The 15,672-nt window shown below is 62.3% G+C and carries 15 protein-coding genes and 1 pseudogene; 15 read left to right on the top strand and 1 reads right to left on the bottom strand.

The genetic code is table 11. The features are described 5' to 3' along the window. Positions 1 to 462: 462 nt before the first annotated feature. The 9 genes from ACTGJ9_RS23680 (at position 463) to ACTGJ9_RS23720 (ending at position 9,277) form a co-directional block, all read left to right on the top strand. Positions 463 to 2,097 carry a hypothetical protein gene (locus ACTGJ9_RS23680; protein WP_456673061.1) on the top strand — a complete coding sequence of 545 codons (1,635 nt, stop codon included), beginning with the start codon at positions 463 to 465 and terminating at the stop codon, positions 2,095 to 2,097. After that, positions 2,094 to 2,429 (top strand): hypothetical protein, encoded by a 336-nt coding sequence (locus tag ACTGJ9_RS23685; protein ID WP_456673062.1) that lies wholly within the window; start codon positions 2,094 to 2,096, stop codon positions 2,427 to 2,429. The genes ACTGJ9_RS23680 and ACTGJ9_RS23685 overlap by 4 nt, the downstream gene beginning before the upstream one ends. A gap of 12 nt (positions 2,430 to 2,441) precedes the next feature. Continuing rightward, positions 2,442 to 3,143 (top strand): hypothetical protein, encoded by a 702-nt coding sequence (locus tag ACTGJ9_RS23690; protein WP_456673063.1) that lies wholly within the window; start codon positions 2,442 to 2,444, stop codon positions 3,141 to 3,143. A gap of 98 nt (positions 3,144 to 3,241) precedes the next feature. After that, positions 3,242 to 4,207, top strand: coding sequence for a hypothetical protein (locus ACTGJ9_RS23695; RefSeq protein WP_456673064.1), 966 nt, complete (start codon positions 3,242 to 3,244; stop codon positions 4,205 to 4,207). 208 nt (positions 4,208 to 4,415) lie between these two features. Further along, a complete protein-coding gene (locus ACTGJ9_RS23700) occupies positions 4,416 to 5,498 on the top strand; it encodes a hypothetical protein (protein WP_456673065.1) in 1,083 nt (360 codons plus the stop codon). Positions 5,499 to 6,145: 647 nt separating this feature from the next. Continuing rightward, the gene (locus ACTGJ9_RS23705) at positions 6,146 to 6,658 is read left to right on the top strand and encodes a hypothetical protein (RefSeq protein ID WP_456673066.1); all 513 of its coding nucleotides are present in this window, start codon (positions 6,146 to 6,148) and stop codon (positions 6,656 to 6,658) included. Between the two features lie 72 nt (positions 6,659 to 6,730). Then, positions 6,731 to 7,258, top strand: coding sequence for a DUF5681 domain-containing protein (locus ACTGJ9_RS23710; protein ID WP_456673067.1), 528 nt, complete (start codon positions 6,731 to 6,733; stop codon positions 7,256 to 7,258). A gap of 106 nt (positions 7,259 to 7,364) precedes the next feature. Continuing rightward, on the top strand, positions 7,365 to 8,762 hold the full coding sequence (locus tag ACTGJ9_RS23715; RefSeq protein ID WP_456673068.1) for an IS1380 family transposase: 1,398 nt from the start codon (positions 7,365 to 7,367) through the stop codon (positions 8,760 to 8,762). Positions 8,763 to 9,025: 263 nt separating this feature from the next. Next, positions 9,026 to 9,277 carry a hypothetical protein gene (locus tag ACTGJ9_RS23720; protein ID WP_456673069.1) on the top strand — a complete coding sequence of 84 codons (252 nt, stop codon included), beginning with the start codon at positions 9,026 to 9,028 and terminating at the stop codon, positions 9,275 to 9,277. A 263-nt stretch (positions 9,278 to 9,540) separates the two neighbouring features. Here the strand turns inward: ACTGJ9_RS23720 and ACTGJ9_RS23725 are convergent, their stop codons facing one another. Next, a complete protein-coding gene (locus ACTGJ9_RS23725) occupies positions 9,541 to 9,720 on the bottom strand; it encodes a hypothetical protein (RefSeq protein WP_456673070.1) in 180 nt (59 codons plus the stop codon). Positions 9,721 to 10,318: 598 nt separating this feature from the next. Here ACTGJ9_RS23725 and ACTGJ9_RS23730 point away from each other — a divergent pair. The 6 genes and pseudogenes from ACTGJ9_RS23730 (at position 10,319) to ACTGJ9_RS23755 (ending at position 15,651) form a co-directional block, all read left to right on the top strand. Then, positions 10,319 to 12,325 (top strand): PAS domain S-box protein, encoded by a 2,007-nt coding sequence (locus ACTGJ9_RS23730; protein ID WP_456678604.1) that lies wholly within the window; start codon positions 10,319 to 10,321, stop codon positions 12,323 to 12,325. A gap of 36 nt (positions 12,326 to 12,361) precedes the next feature. Continuing rightward, positions 12,362 to 12,913: a recombinase family protein gene (locus ACTGJ9_RS23735; RefSeq protein WP_456673071.1), complete on the top strand. Its 552-nt coding sequence runs from the start codon at positions 12,362 to 12,364 to the stop codon at positions 12,911 to 12,913. A gap of 165 nt (positions 12,914 to 13,078) precedes the next feature. Further along, on the top strand, positions 13,079 to 13,336 hold the full coding sequence (locus ACTGJ9_RS23740; RefSeq protein ID WP_456673072.1) for a hypothetical protein: 258 nt from the start codon (positions 13,079 to 13,081) through the stop codon (positions 13,334 to 13,336). Positions 13,337 to 13,470: 134 nt separating this feature from the next. Then, the gene (locus ACTGJ9_RS23745; RefSeq protein ID WP_456673073.1) at positions 13,471 to 13,836 is read left to right on the top strand and encodes a hypothetical protein; all 366 of its coding nucleotides are present in this window, start codon (positions 13,471 to 13,473) and stop codon (positions 13,834 to 13,836) included. A gap of 457 nt (positions 13,837 to 14,293) precedes the next feature. Then, positions 14,294 to 14,434 (top strand): annotated as a pseudogene (locus ACTGJ9_RS23750) (hypothetical protein); the annotation flags it as partial. Between the two features lie 80 nt (positions 14,435 to 14,514). After that, on the top strand, positions 14,515 to 15,651 hold the full coding sequence (locus ACTGJ9_RS23755) for a tyrosine-type recombinase/integrase (protein ID WP_456673074.1): 1,137 nt from the start codon (positions 14,515 to 14,517) through the stop codon (positions 15,649 to 15,651). Positions 15,652 to 15,672 lie beyond the last annotated feature (21 nt).

Raw genomic sequence — 15,672 nt, forward strand, 5'->3', positions numbered from 1 at the left:
GAAACGCTAAAAAGAACGGTAAGTATCAATCAGTTAGGCTGGATGCCGAGACCCTCGCGGTAGAACAAAAACCGATCGGAAACCGGCATAAATCCGAATTTGGTGGCGAAGAGTCCCGGAAAATATCCCGGAGGTTCGCCGGCCGTTCTGTCGAGGCGACGGGAGGGCTCCGCGCATGAGCGAAACCATCGAGCTGTTGGCCGAGCTGAATTCCGATTGGCGCATTGTCGTCCTGCCGGCAGCCCCAGGGCGGCGGAGCAGGGCGTGGTGGTTGCAACAGCGCGTGGCCGGAGACTGGCAGGGCAAGGGGCTTGTGCGGAACGTGGAGATGCTCCGCGCGCTCGTGAAAGCGCACGCCGGGCCTGTCGACCCGCGGGCGGCTGCAATCATTGAAGCGCTACCCGCGAGAAGCGACATCCCCCCGCAGGGATCCGCAGCGCGGCGCCGACGGGAGCCGCGGACATGACCGTGGTCGCGCAGTTGGGTGAGCGATGGCGCGTGGTGTGCGACACATTCCAGTGGGTCCTGCAGGGTCTCCACGAGGACGGCGAGTGGCATGCGCGCGCGCACTGCCGCTCGCGGGCGGCCCTCGGGCGGTGCATAGAGCTTCACGTGGGTGGTCCCGTGAGCATGTCCGAGCTCGCGCGCGTCGTTGATCTGCCCGACCGGCCCGGCATGGTCGAGCCGCCGGTGGCCGCGACCTTGACCAGCAGCCCCGTCAAGCCGCCGAGCAGGCCCGTGGTGAAGCCTGCTCCGCCACCACGGCCTCCACGGCCTCAGCCGATCGTGGCGCGGCGCGGCGAGAGTGACGACGCCTTTCCCGTCATTGCGAGGTTGAGCGTCGGCTGGCGCATCGTCGCGGCACTCGACGGAACGGAATGGATTCTACAGCGCCAACGAGGACATCAATCTGCGAACGATTGGCGCGCGCGCGCTCATTGCCGGACGCGCCATGCGTTGCTGAATTGCATTCGGACGTACGTGAAGGGCGACGTCGATCCAGCGTCGCTAGCGATCGTAGACGCGTTACCGGGACACGTTGATTGGGGCGCCCCAAGCCGCCGCGTGTCCATCTTTATCCACCAACGACCACCTAAAAGGAAACCGGGGCACACAATGGCCGCACCAACCTATCAATTTGCGAACAACGCCAACACCATTCTGGCTGCCCCGATCAATACGGTGGCGACCGCGCTGCAGGTCGCAGCCGGAACCGGCGGTGCATTCCCGACGCCTGTAGCCAACCAGCCCTTCCTCCTGACGCTGATCGACGCGGCAACGCAGACGGTGAGCGAGATTGTTCTGGTGACGCAGCGCGTCGCCGACGTGCTGACCATCGTTCGCGCGCAAGAAGGCACGACTGCAAAGGCGTGGCTGGGCGGTGATATCTGCGCAAATCTCGTCACGGCCGGCACCGTGCAGAACATGGAGCAGATTCCCCAGGCGCAGGCCGCGGCTCATAATTGGGCGCAAGATACCGGTAGCGTGAACAGCTATGTGGCCACTTACTCGCCGCCGATCACGCAGCGCACTCAGGGCATGACGCTGCGCATCAAGATCGCGAATAGCAACAACGGGCCTTGCACGCTCGATATCGGCGCGGGGCCTTCGGCATGGGTTAATCCAGACGGCAGCGCTCTCGGCGCTGGCGCACTCATCTCCGGCGGGTGGGCGGAGTTTGTCGACAACGTCACGAACTATCAGCTGATCAGCTCGTCGCAGCAGGCCCAATCGTCGGCCGGCGCGGCGACGACTGGAGACATGAAATTCCGGACGACTAACGAGTCTATTACCGGATGGGTAGTCGCAAACGCGACCACAATCGGCAATCCGCATCGAACGCGACGCAGCGCGCCAACAACGACACGGCCAACCTGTTCGCTTGGCATTGGAACAACTACTCGAACACGCAGTGCCCGGCGTTCACCAGCGCTGGCGCTCCAACCACGCGTGGCGCGAATGCTGCGGCCGACTTCGCAGCCAATAAGCAAATCCAAGTCTACGACAAGCGCGGCAAGGGCGTGGTCGGCGTCGACACAATGGGCGGCGCACCGACCACACGCCTCACCGGTGTTCCGGTCACGACCGGAGCCTTGACGACGCCCGGCTCGGTCATCGGCGAAAACCTTCACACCCTGATCGTCAATGAACTAGCCAGCCACTTTCACTCGGCCGGGATATTTGATCCGACGCATGTCCACGGCGTTGGGGGATCGGGTCCGAGCCCGATCTATGGCAACCAGGGCGGCGGCGGCGTTGGTGGCGGCGGCGCTTTCGGCCTCACCGGGACGTTTGCTATCGCTGCCGCCGCAACCGGTGTTCGCGTCAACAGCTCCAACGGTCTTGACACTACGTACAGCTCTGGCGGCAACGCCGCACACAACAATGTCGGGCTGGCCGATACCGTTTACTACTATCTCAAACTCTAAAGGTTGACAGTCATGACGCACAAAATCCTGAAGTCCGCGCTCGCTCCGCCGCCCGTCACCTTCGACCAGGCGAAGCAAGCATTTGGCAAGCTGGTCGACGCGTTCATCCACGAGCTGCAGACGTGGCACGACCACGACATGATCGTGAAGGCGCAGCAGCCCATGCGTCCTCAGCCGCAGCCGTCCGATCATGCAGACGCAGAGGACCCGGCATCCGCTTTCTGGAGAGACACCGCCGCGTGGCAAGCCGAGATACGGGTTCGCCACGAACCGTATCCGGCGCCGATCGCTCATCCCGACATTGTTGCCGCGGTCGCGACGAACATCGGAGCTGACGGCACAACCTATGCGCCGGACTTCGAGATCGAGAACGACGATCCGACTCCGGAGCACATACTAGCGGCCCGGAAGGCGCTTCTGTTGCAGGCGATCGAACAGGCCGAGGAGGACGCGGTGAACTGTCTGCTGCTTCCAGTGGGCAAGCGTCGCCTGGCCGATCAGCGCGAAGTCGATATTCGGCGCGCCGATCCCACCGACATCAGCGAATCCGACAAGGAGCATCTCGCCGATCAGGAATCGCGTCGAGCGCAGGTCGACGCCATCGTGAGAGCGGCGGCGCAGGTCATGAGCGACATCGAGAACCTGACAGCAGACAACGTCGACACCTTCGAGCTTCCCATCCGCTTTGTCCTCAAGACCGAGACGCGGCCCTAATAGGGACCGAAACTAGGGAACACGCGCGTTGCGATTTTCCCGATGATTCTGCTCATAATTGCCAGAGGCACACTCCGCCACGCTGAAGGGTAAAGACCTTGCGCTACTACCGAATTGAAATAGACGGCGGCAAAACCGTCTTCACCTCCCACCTCAACGGCCAGAACATCCGCGGCGCGCTGCAGGTGGAGCTGGACATCCCGGTTGCGGCGATGCATTCGCCGGCCAACGCCGGTGCTTTCATCAAAATCTGGGGCATACCGCTGCAGATGATTTCGCAGGCAGAGAACCTGCGAAACAAGGAGATCAAGGTCTACGGCGGTTTTCAGAAGGGCTTGCCCCTGGCCAACCCACAGCAGGCCGGCCTGCTCGTGCGGGGTTTCATTTTCCAATCATTCGGCAATTGGGTGGGCACGGATATGAGCCTCGACATCGTCATCGCCGCGGGGTCGCCGCCGCCAGCGAACTCGCCACCCAACGCTCCGAAGAACCTCGCGCTCGCGTGGAAAAAGGGGCAGCCGGCCGACGCCGCGATCAAGTCTGCGCTGACCACCGCTTATCCCGGTTACACCATCAAGACTAACCTAAATGGCAATCTGATCGCTCCAGAGGATTTGCCCGGCATCTACACGGGCGTGAAAGCGTTCGCCGAATATATCTTCGCAGCAAGTCGGTCGATCATCAACAAGCCTGACTATCACGGCGCGCAGATCCTTTTCGATGGCAACACGATCAACGTCTACGATCAGCCGTCCAGCACCAAGCCGAAACAGATCGCCTTCACCGACTTGATCGGGCAGCCTACTTGGCTATTGGCGCCGGAGATCGCGTTCAAATGTGCGATGCGCGCGGACATCCAGGTCGGTGATTTGGTGCTGATGCCAAAGACCCTGATCACCAATACCCAACAAGCGCAAAGCTCGCTGTTGAACCAAAAGGCGGCGCAGCAGGGTACGTTCATGGTGACGTCGGTCCACCACTTCGGAAACTTCCGGCAGCACGACGCCTATAGCTGGGTCACCGAATTCAACGCGGTCCCGACGACCATACAGGGGACCGCTTAACGTTCGAATTCTATCGTTTTGGAAGAACGGATTTCGAAACGTAAAATCACAGTGGTAACAAGGCCACTCGAAGGCTTCCAAAACCTGTTAGCTTTTGGAACGCAGGTAGCACACAAGGAAATGCCGCCCGGCTGTGAACCGAGCGGCATTTAGAAACAGAGCTTTTGACCGGGCTCTAGACCACCACCCGTAACAGGAGGCGGCTTCAGTGCCAGCAACCTACCGCACCGATTCGGTGAACGCAACCGACCGTTTCGGCATCGTCCGCAACGAGCGCGACAAGACTGAAGCCCGGCGCAACCGTCGACGCAGGGGCGGCCGGCCGACATCGCCTGCAGACGTTCGCGAGTGTGAGCTTTACATGTCCGTCAATCACCTATTCGGCGCCAGCCTGCCGGATGATGACTATGGGCGTGAAGTGCTGCGCGAGCTGCTCAACCAGCTTGCGCTACGCGGCGCCGCCCAGGAGGAAATGAGGGATGCCGCCCTCGATCTAATGCCCGAGATCGACGACGACGACAGTCTCGACATCATGGTCAAGGAGATCGGCAAAGGCCGGAAGCGCAGTGCGGATCAAGTCGCCCGCGCGCTCGGCGTCACGTATGAGATGCGGACGTTCCTCGACCTCCGGACGATCGGCGCCTGCGACATGCTCAAGAAACAGCGCGACGCGATCCAGCGACAGAAAGAGGCGGCCGATAAGCGGTGGAAGCGCGAACAGGCCGGCGCGAAGCCGCAGGCAGAATCCGAACGGCGCCGCAAGCCATGGGAGCTGGAGGGCATCAGCGAGTCGACCTACCGCCGCAGGAAACGGGCGGCCAAAACCGCCGTGACAGCGGTTCGGCAACCATACTCTTCTTCCATCTCATTGACGGAATGCGGTCACCCGATGGAGGAGGAAGAATGTCGCTGCGCTCCGCCGCTCCCTCCGGTCGCTGTCTGTGGGTTAGATGCTCCGGTCGATTCGAGCACGCCACACCGCCAAGCCCCTTCTTTCGATCAACCAGAAACGGAAGGCGTCGTGTCGGAAGTGCCAGCGTCCTATGGCGCCGTTAACTTCGCTCGCCTGCGATTGCTGGCGCTCGCGGAGAACGCCGCAGAGGACCCATTTCCCGCACGGTGGTCTGACACGATCCTCGCCGCGACCGCTGAATGGCGACGGGCGCAGCGGGCGGCGGCGGCCGGTGAGACACCCGTCATCTCGAGCTTTGGGGTAGACGGCTTCGGGCCGGCCGCTGTGCGGGCCACGTTGTCGTTTGAACAATCTGCGGCGCGCGCCTACCTCTGCTGAAGCTGCGCGCGAAGCTTTGCGGCGATTTGCTCATGCCGGCGTTGTTCGCCCACGTCGAGCCGCAGGCGGCTAGCGCGGCCTGGTGTCGGTGCGAATTCACGGATGACTCGAGCCGCTTGCCCTCTTCGTGGTCGAGGTTCGCCATCACGCTGCTCCCGGAAAAGCGACACGGCCGCGCGGTGCATGCCGCGGGCCGTGTCATCTGCGGCCGGCGAGTCCATCCGTCGCTCGGCCCTCAAAACATCGCCCGCCCCCCGGGTCAGAGGCCAAGGGGCGGGCGATCACAGGTGCGACCTCGGAGATCCATCGCGCTGTCACCATGCCGCATGACGCGCTGAATAGCAAACCGCGCGGCGCTTGCTTGTTACCCGCAAACCCTATCCACAAAGGGGTTTTGATAAACTCGCGCGTGGCTGTACGGTGCATCCACACAGGATACCGACCCGCAACCAACTCAAAGTGAAACGGAGATACCAAGATGGACGCTGAACAACTTAAGACGCTGATGGACGCCGTGGATGCGATGCGCACCGACATCACCGCGTCGATCAGCGCGGTGAATGCGAAATGCGGCACTCGCTGAAGACGTCAAGGCGAGCAAGAAAGCCGACGAGGCTGGCGAGCGCGATCGCGGCGTCGACCAGACAATGGGCCAACGCGTCGCAGCCGACAGCGTTGGCCGCAGCGAATTCGCCGCGTTGGCGTCGAGCGTTGCCGGCATGCAAAGAAAGCAGACCCGCCCGATGGCCGACTTGAATGCGTTCGCCGACGTCCAGGCGAAGGCCGATTCTGTGATGCGGGCGTTGGGCAGCGCGGCAGAGCCGCCGATGGCTGGTGAGGATCTAGTTGCCTACAAGATCCGCACGACCCGCAAGATGCAGTCTCACTCTCCGCGCTGGAAGGGCGTCGAGCTGCAGATCATTGCGGCGGACCATGTCGCACTAGAAAACGTAATCAGCGAAATCCGCAGCGATGCGATGGCGGCGTCGATGAGCACGGAAGGCATGCGCGAATTCGAGCACCGCAAGATTACGAAGACGATGCCAGGCGGCCACATCGTCAACGAGTTCATCGGCACCGGCACGATTTTCAAGCAGCTCTCGCGCCCGGTCCGGAACGTCCAGCGCTTCGGGCCCAGGTGGGAAGGCGCGGGCAGATAGGTGGATGTAACATGCGCTGGCCATCGGCACCCGCTGCCGATGGCCCCCTGATTCCTGACATGGTGGCGTGTGGTGACCAAACCGGCGTGGCAGAAAGCCGCTGAGGCAGCAGATGCGCCAGCAGCACCTTCAGAAGCAGCGACGAAGGCAGCTCAAAAAGCAGCGCCAGAAGCAGCGACGAAGAAGGTCCGGGGCAAGCCATTCGTGAAGGGTAAGAGCGGCAACCCGGCGGGCCTGAAGCCGGGGACGCGACACCGCAAGACCCTATTGCTTGAGCACATGAGCGATGACGATCGCGCGGCTATCGTCTCCAAGATTATCCGACAAGCCAAACGCGGGGATCGGCCATCGCAAAAGATGATCGTCGACAGGATCGAGCCGCCGCGGAAAGGTCGCGCCGCACCGTTCGCGCTGCCGCCGATCAAAACTGCGGCCGATGTTGTCGGCGCCCTGGCGGCCGTCACAGCGGCTATGGCGGCCGGCAAGGTATCACCGGCTGAGGCGGTCGAGATCGCCGCCGTTATCGAGACGGCGCGCCGCGCGATCGAAACGCAAGATGTTGAAACCCGGCTGCACGCATTGGAGGAGCGCTTCAAATGAGCGACGAACTAACCCGCATTTCTCACAGTGTTGAGGCGCATCGGGGCGCGAATCAGCGAAAGTTCTTTTGCGAGAAGGACTTCGCGGTGATTCAAGGAATGCCCCGATGCCGGCACAGTGTAGCGCAGAACGGTTTGATTTTGGAGAGGTGGAAGGCCGCATCGTGGAAGCGGCTTTTGATGGTGGCCTGGTGACGTCGGATGCGGGCGCGCTGCTGCTGGGCGCGTCTGATCGGGCGATTGATCTGGTGGGGCGCTTTGCCGATTGCTTTCGCGATCATCGCCGGGTGGACTTGATCGAGCACGCAGTCGGAACGTTGGTCGGACAGCGGGTCTTTGGCATCGCACTTGGCTACGAAGACATCAACGATCACGACGAGTTGCGGCACGACCCGCTGATGGCGGTGCTGGCGGGCAAGCTTGTTGCCAGGCGCGAGGACTGCGCACCGGTGGCCGGCAAGTCGACGCTGAACCGGCTGGAACTGGGCCGGGAGGAACCTTCGCGCTATCACAAGATCGCCTACGACGCGGCGGCGATCGAGGCGTTGCCGGTGACGCTGTTCCTGGAGGCGCACAAGCGACCGCCGCCGCAGATCATCCTCGATCTCGACGCCACCGACGATCCTCTGCACGGGCATCAGGAGGGGCGCTTCTTCCACGGCTATTACGACTGCTACTGCTATCTGCCGCTGTACGTGTTCTGCGGCCGGCATCTGCTGGCGGCCAAGCTGCGGCGCGCCGACATCGATGCCAGCGCAGGCAGTGTCGCGGAGATCGCGCGGATTGTCCGGCAAATCCGCGCCCGCTGGCCGTTCGTGCGCATCGTGCTGCGCGCCGACAGTGGCTTTGCGCGCGAGGCGCTGATGGCGTGGTGTGAGCAAAACCGCGTGGATTATCTGTTCGGGCTCGCCCGCAACACGCGCCTGGTCGCCATGATCGAGGAGGAGCTCGCCGCGGCGAGAGCCACAGCCGAGACGACCGGCCAACCGGCACGCCGCTTCAAGGACTTCCAATGGCGTACGCGCGACACCTGGAGCCAGGAGCGCCGCGTCGTCGCCAAGGCGGAGTGGACGCAAGGCGAGGCCAATCCGCGCTTCGTCGTCACCTCGCTCAAGCGCAGCGCGGCGGGCGTGCGGCAGCTCTATGAGGACATCTACTGCGCCCGCGGCGACATGGAGAACCGCATCAAGGAGTGCCAGCTCGATCTCTACGCCGACCGCACCTCGGCCGCCACCATGCGCGCCAACCAGCTGCGGCTGTGGTTCGCCTCGATGGCCTATGTGCTGATCTGTGCCCTGCGGCGCATCGGCCTTGCCGAAACCACCTTTGCGGACGCCACCTGCGGCACCATCCGCCTCAAGCTCCTCAAGATCGGCGCACTGGTGCGCATCAGCGTCCGCCGCATCAGGATCGCCATGGCCTCGGCCTGCCCAGCCGCTCAGCCGTGGGGACACGCGGCTCGTCGCCTGGCCGAAGCCGCCAAGGCTCGCGCCTCGCCGGCCTGACACGCGACGCTGCGACGCGCTCAATCGGCGGCATCACCAACAGGCCCAACGGAGACATTCAAAACCAAACCGCCGGCTGCGCCTTCAGCGCCACGGCTCCCCGTTGCCTTGCCAAATCCTCCTATCCTCCGTCGCTGAGCAATCGGTCGTGTGAGAAATGCGGGCTAACCCGCCGTCTCGAAGCACTGGAGAAGCGCTTGAATTCATCGGAACACCGCGGTGGATCATCCCAGCCGCTTCGCGTTGTTGTCGTGTGCGGTTGCTTGCCGCCCGGCATCCCGTTGTGGGCCACCGCGGGATCACACGAATGGTTTCCCGATCAGGGCGAAGAACTCGAAGGCTTCGCCGATCGTGCGGCGGCGGCTGCGCGAGAGCTGAAAGAACCACTGCTGGTGCTCGGCGGTCTCCCGAGGACGCAGGCGCAGAGCGATGTAGCGCTTTCCGCTTATGATGCTTGGCTACTGACCGATGACAGCGTGCCGCCGGTAGAGCCGGGCCGTGGAATCCACCCGTGACCGGCCCCACCGTCAAGGCGAAGCCCAGGGGTGCCCCCCCAACCGACGACAAAGACGGCGATCGGCGCCTGAGGCCGACTCGCATGTTTCGAGACATCGGGTCGCCGGTTGCGGAAGCCGACTACCGGCCACGCATCTACGGAGATCCCGATCAGACCCTCGCCCTGGTCTTCGCCCGGATTGGCCGCGACTACGGCGGGCCGTTGGCCGCAGCCAGATGCTCACCGTCAGCGAAATGAAAGAGGCCGCCCACGAGGCGGGCCTTACTGCTTTGTATGGTGCTTCAAGACAGCGACGCGCCGATCTCGCTGCCACACTTCCAAATCGTGGCCGTCGAGCATCTGCGTAGCCTTGGCCTTGGCTTCCTCGTCGCTCGCGCAGTCGAGCTCGTGCACGCCCCTGATCCGCCCGTCCTCGCCCATGATGTAAGCGCGGTAGTCCATCGCAATCGTTCCCCGCTATGAACCTAGTACACGCCTAGAGCCGTCCGGGAATTAACATGGGTTGAGCAAATCAGGCCATTCCAAAATTCAACTTAGGCGCTCCGGGTGCTGGCCTGTTTCCGAGCGAGGCGGCCTAGTTTGAATTTGACGATGGCTCGATTTGAAAGTGGCCCCAGCTCTGGGGCGCGACGGGGATCGCGAGCTGGGGCCGGTATGCGTCACCACTCGTGCGATTCGAGGTGTCCGCACCGCCCGAGGCGGAGATTGGCACGACAGCAAGGTCCGTAATCCGCTGGCACGCCCACTCTGGCCCGCCTCGATGTCAGACGTTCGCAGGAGCGGAGGACATCTGTTCGCAGCGAATATGGGCACTTTGACCCAACGGGATCCTGGTCCCTTCGCAGCGACCGGCCAAGCTGTCTCAGTTCGGCCAAAGGGGGACAGCATGCGGCGCGGAACCACACTTTGTCTCCGCAGTTGTTTGTTGTGGCCACTGGAGTCCCGCCGCTTGCAAAGCCCTCAGTCAAAACTTGACGGGATCGGAGATACCGCACGACTTCAACTACTTATCGACGCCATCGTGGACTACGCCATCTACATGATCGACGTCGACGGAACGGTGCGCAGCTGGAACTCCGGCGCGCAGCGGTTGAAGCGCTACTCGCCCGACGAAATCATCGGCAAGTCCTTCGCATCCTTCTATACGCCAGAGGATCGCGCCAATGGTCTTCCCGAGCGCGCCTTGAGCGTCGCTGCACGAGAAGGCCGCTTCAGTGCCGAAGGGTGGAGAGTTCGCAAGGACGGAAGCCGTTTCTGGGCATCGGTCATCATTGATGCGGTCCGGAATCAAGCCGGTGAACTGATAGGCTTCGCCAAGGTCACGCGGGACGTTACGGAGCGTCAGCAAGCCCATGAAGAGCTTCTCAATAGTGAGCGTCGCTACCGGCAGCTGATCGAGGCCGTGGTCGACTATGCTATCTTTCAGCTCGACCCGCTCGGCAATGTGACAACCTGGAATCCCGGAGCCGAGCAGATCAAGGGTTACGGGCCGCTGGAGATCGTCGGTCGGCATTTCAGCGCTTTTTACACGCCCGAGGACATCGAACTCGGTGTCCCCAAGCGTGCGCTTTCAGAGGCGGCGGAGCATGGTCGCTTCGAAGCAGAAGGCTGGCGCCTGCGAAAAGATGGCTCCCGCTTTTGGGCGTCCGTCATCATCGATCGCATCACGGACGAGGCCGGAAACATCGTCGGGTTCGCCAAAGTCACGCGCGACGTTACGGACCGGAAGCGCGCCGAGGACGAGCTCAAGCACGTTCAGGAGCAACTCGCCGCATCCCAAAAGCTGGAAGCGGTGGGGCAACTCAGCGGCGGCATCGCGCACGACTTCAACAATCTGCTCATGATCGTCCTTGGCAATCTCGAAACAGCTGAACGGCACGCCAAGGCGCCCGGAGCCAATCTGAGCCGGGCGCTCGCAAACGCGAAACGAGGGGCGCAGAGAGCCGCGGCGTTGACCAGTCGCTTGTTGGCATTTTCGCGCCGACAGGCGCTCGATCCCAAGCCGATCAACGTGAACAACTACGTCAATAGCCTGCAGGAATTCCTTCAGCGCACGCTCGGAGAGAGCATCGAAGTCCAAACGGTCGGAAGTGCGGGTCTATGGCAAATCGAAGCGGACGCCAACCATCTGGAGTCAGCCATCGTCAACCTGGCGATCAACGCTCGGGACGCCATGCCTGACGGCGGAAAGCTGACTTTGGAAGCTGCCAATATCGCCGCCGACGAGGATTACTGCCGTCTCAATCCTGAATTGGCGCCCGGTCAGTACGTCGCCATTTGCGTGACCGACACCGGAGGCGGAATGCCGCGGGACGTTCTCAGTCACGCGTTTGAACCCTTCTTTACGACGAAGGAGCCGGGCCACGGCACCGGCCTTGGTCTGAGCCAGGTCTATGGCTTCGTCAAACAATCCGGAGGCCACGCAAAAATCTACAGCGAAGTGGGCCAAGGCACGACGATCAAGATGTATTTCCCGCGCTTCACCGGGAGTGCCCGACATGAGGAAGTGGCCCCTGAGGAGCTCGCTGAGGGTGAAATATTCGAGACCATTCTCGTGGTCGAGGATGATGAAGATCTGCGCGTCTATATTTCTGACGTCCTGCGGGATCTCAACTACCGCGTCCTTTCGGCCCGCAGCGCTCAAGCCGCTCTGACTATTCTCCTGCAGGACGACTCGAAGGTCGACCTTCTACTAACCGACGTGGTCATGCCAGGGATCAATGGACGCGAGCTTGGAAGGCGAGCGCACCAAATCCGACCGGAACTGAAGATCCTGTACATGACCGGATATTCGCGCAATGCCGTCGTTCACCAGGGAAGGCTCGATGAAGGCGTCAATCTGTTGGAGAAGCCGATTTCCCAAGCGAAACTCGCGCTGCGGGTGCGAGATTCTAGACCAGAACGAATGAATTGGCGAAGCGGGCTGGTAAAGCCCTTTCGGGCACTTGCGGGTCGGGCATTGGGGAAGCTGCGCCCGCGCCTGGTCACTCCGAAACCCAACACTAATGAAAGGACGGCGGTTGCCCTGACCTTGTTACCCATTTAGCCTCCGTAAGCCGAGATTCCAAAACGGGGGGCAACGATGAAGATTGGGTACGCGAGGGTGAGCACTTCCGCGCAGGATCACGCTTCGCAGGTGGAGGCCCTGAAGGCCGCCGGTTGCGAGCGCGTCTATTCCGAAAAGCGCTCGGGCAAGTCGACCGACGGCCGCACCGAGTTTAAGCGGCTGATGCGGGGCCTGGTGCCCGGGGATACTGTCGTGGTGACGAAGCTGGACCGGCTGGCCCGTTCCGGCCGCGACCTGCACAACATCCTCCACGAACTGGAAGGCATCTCCTGCGGCTTCCTGAGCCTTGGCGAGAGCTGGTGCGACACGACGACTGATGTTGGCCGGTTGATGCTGACGATCATGTCTGGCATCGCCGAGTTCGAGCGCAAGCTGATCCTGTCCAGGACCGAGGCCGGGATCGCGCGGGCCAAGAAGCAGGGCAAAAAATTCGGCCGCCCCTCGGCTCTCGACGTTGGCCAGCGGCGTGTGATCGCCGATCGCTACGCCAAGGGTGCCACGATGGCCGAGCTTGCCAGCGAGTACCGGGTCGGCGAGGCGACGATCCATCGCGCCTTACACGCTTAAATAAATAATCGTCTTGGAAATCAGAAAGGTATCGGAGGTTGTTGGACGCGTGTTGGACGCCGGTCGCATGTTCTGATTTTTGCTCGCGATCGATTCGCGCTATAGTGGGCGGACTGACTGGTGTTGGAAGCACCAGCCAGCCCTAACTCCAACCATGAGGTAACCATGGCCAAAGCTGACGCGGACGTTACGTCCGAACACCGACTATTTCCACCCTTCACCCTCTTCGTCTGTCTGGTTGCGATGCGCGAGGAGATCGGCGCCCGCAAGGGCACCGTCACTCCCTCCGAGCGCGACTGCCGCGCCGCATATAACGCTGCCCTGGTCGATGCCATCGCCGCAGAGGACGATACCGGCGACGACTGTTGCGAGCTGGAGGCGATGCACGCGGCACAGCGACGCGCCAGACGCGGAGGACGATAGCGATGAGTGACCAAGGGAAAGGATCCGACCTGACAAAGTCGTATCGTCCAGCGGGATGGGTGAAGAGACATCTGCAGGGATGGACGCCTGAGCATGGATGGACCCCGAAGAACGGGCATAAGGTCAAACGAAACATGCCGATCCGCGATACCAAAACCAAGGAGCACGATCCCGTCACCGTCGAGCGCCCGACGCGCGCTGCTCTTCCGAAGGAGGCGACTCTCCCGGGCGACGAAGTCACTGTCGAGCGCCTTGAGCGTGCTCTTGCGGTGGTGGCGTATCTCGTCGCGCGGGACGGCCCCAAGAGGATCCCGCTGTTCGAGCGGCTGGAACGGGAGCTCGCGGCGATGCGGCAGACCGAAGATGCCATGGGGCGCGCCAGGCGGCTGCTGGAATCCTACAGCGACCGGCATCTTTTGCTCTCGCTGGCGCCGCCGATCGACCAGATTGAGGATGGGCCAAGCACCGGTGTTCACAGCACCGCGCCCCAACCAGTGTAGGACCCACAGAAAGTAATAAAATGAAAGAGGCCCCGGAGATGATCCGGGGCCTCAATCGTTTCAGCCCTTTCGTGTTCGGCGGACCGCGGTCATCTTACTGATGAACGGAGCCCGCTTTGGCCCGGGGACGTCGCCAGTTCCCTTGCAGGGTAGGCAGACCGGTGGTGGGTCGATCGGCTCGCCAGGCTTTGTATCAATGGGGGCATATCCGGACCCGCCGCACTGTGGGCACTTCATTTTGCTCTCCTCGCGCCCGGTGCTGGGCGCCCGGAGAGCCTGCTCCGATGAATTCTCGTCGCAACGCACTTGCGACCCACCGGACAGTATTGAAGCGTTTTGCAGCCTTTTCGCTTGTTACCGGACTATCGCGCGCTCCAATCTTATGATTGGTTGCGTCTGTCCACGGTGTCTTTGCCCTCCATCACGATCCCCGAATTTCACCGGGGGAGAGGCATGTATGTCTGGGCAACCACTGCAACCAACACCGGCGCCGCTGTTGACGCCGCGCGAAGCCGCCCACCGGCTCAAGATCACTGAGGACCAACTCAGCGCGTTGGTCCAGGACGGCGAGATCAGCTACATCAACGTGGGGCGGGGGAAGAAGCGCCCGCGCCGACGATACGCCGAACAGGATATCGTCGAGTTCGAAGCACGCCGACGGCAGCGAGAGGCGCCACCATGTCAGTCTACAAGGACAAGCGATCGCCGTACTATCAGTACGACTTCCAGCTCAGTGGTCGTCGGTTTCATGGCTCAACGAAATGCACGGCTCGCAAAGAAGCCGAGCGGTTCGAATCCGACGAGCGAGTGAAGGCCAAGGCGCTGGTCAAGGCGATGGCACGATCCAAGACGTCGCTCGCGATCGATGACGTTGCCGCTCGGCTCTGGGACGACCTGGCGCAGCACGACGCCGATCCGAAAGCCACCGAGGCCAACCTTGCACGGCTGATCGCGTATTTCGGCAAGGCGAAGTCTCTCACCGAGATCGATCACAAGGCAGCCAAAGAGCTTGTGGCGTGGCGCCGCGGTCATTGCGTCTCACGGCGCGGCAAGCGCCTCAGCAAAGAGCAGCGGGCCGCGCTGCCGAAGATCGCCAACGCCACCGTCAATCGCAGTGCCACGAAGGTGTTGCAGCGGCTTTTCACGTTCGCCAAGGCCGAGGGCACCGTATTCGAGAGCGAACCGAAATGGGACGATCTATTGCTGCCCGAACCTGCCGAGCGCATCCGGGAGCTGAAGAGCGAAGAGGCAACCGCGCTCGATGACGCGATGCGTGAGGACTACGGACCGTTCTTCGATTTCGCACGCGCCACCGGCATGCGGCTGAAGGAATGCGTGACGCTACGATGGTCGGAAGTGGACTTCGGTACCCGGCAGATCGTCAGGACCGGCAAGGGCGGCCTGCGGGTGGTGTTTCCAATCACCTCGCATATCCGCGAGATCCTGTTTCCACTGCGGGGCCAGCACCCGGAGTTTTGCTTCACCTATGTCGCGATGTTTGCCCACAAGAAGCTCGGCCGGGTGCGTGGCCAGCGCTACCCGCTGACGTACACCGGCGCCAAGACGGCCTGGCAGCGAATCCGCGCCAATGCGGGTTTGTCTAACTTCAGGTTCCACGACTTCCGCCACGACTTCGGGACCAAGCTGTTGCGCGACAGCGGCAACCTCAAGCTGGTGCAGAAGGCGATGAACCACGCCGACATCAAATCGACCCTCCGCTACGCGCATGTGCTCGACGAAGATATCGCCGTCGCCGTCGAGCGGCTCGCGGAATCCCGGAAAAATCCCCGGAGCAAGGTGCGCAAGGTCAGCTAGCATGTTGATGACACAAATGAT

The organism is Bradyrhizobium sp. RDM12, from assembly GCF_051917485.1.
GTDB lineage: Bacteria > Pseudomonadota > Alphaproteobacteria > Rhizobiales > Xanthobacteraceae > Bradyrhizobium.